This is a genomic window from Paraburkholderia sp. SIMBA_053, from assembly GCF_046534895.1.
Lineage (GTDB): Bacteria > Pseudomonadota > Gammaproteobacteria > Burkholderiales > Burkholderiaceae > Paraburkholderia > Paraburkholderia caledonica.
In genome coordinates this window covers 1-249 of record NZ_JAWRXU010001323.1, presented here as the reverse complement: position 1 = coordinate 249, position 249 = coordinate 1, and the positions used below count along the sequence as shown (strand labels likewise).

General features: G+C 64.7%; 1 protein-coding gene. It reads left to right on the top strand.

Annotation, left to right across the window (positions count from 1 at the left end):
* Positions 1–17: 17 nt before the first annotated feature.
* Positions 18–249, top strand: a 232-nt coding sequence (locus tag SB753_RS39910; protein ID WP_410805527.1) for a MerR family transcriptional regulator, incomplete at its 3' end; no start/stop codon positions are given.

The following is a 249-nucleotide window of genomic DNA, read 5'->3' as shown; positions in this document are numbered from 1 at the left end:
CCCTCGCCGGCGTCACCATCCGCACCCTGCGCCATTACCATCAGCTCGGAATCCTCGCCGAGCCGCCACGCGGGAGCAACCGCTACCGGCGATACAGTGTGCATGACCTCATCCGGGTGCTCCGGATCCGCCGACTTGCCGCTCTCGGAATCCCGCTCGATCAGATGCCAGGACTGCTCGACGACGACCGTGCCGAATACGGCGATACCCTCGACAGATTGGATGCTGAGCTCGCCGCTCGGATAGAAG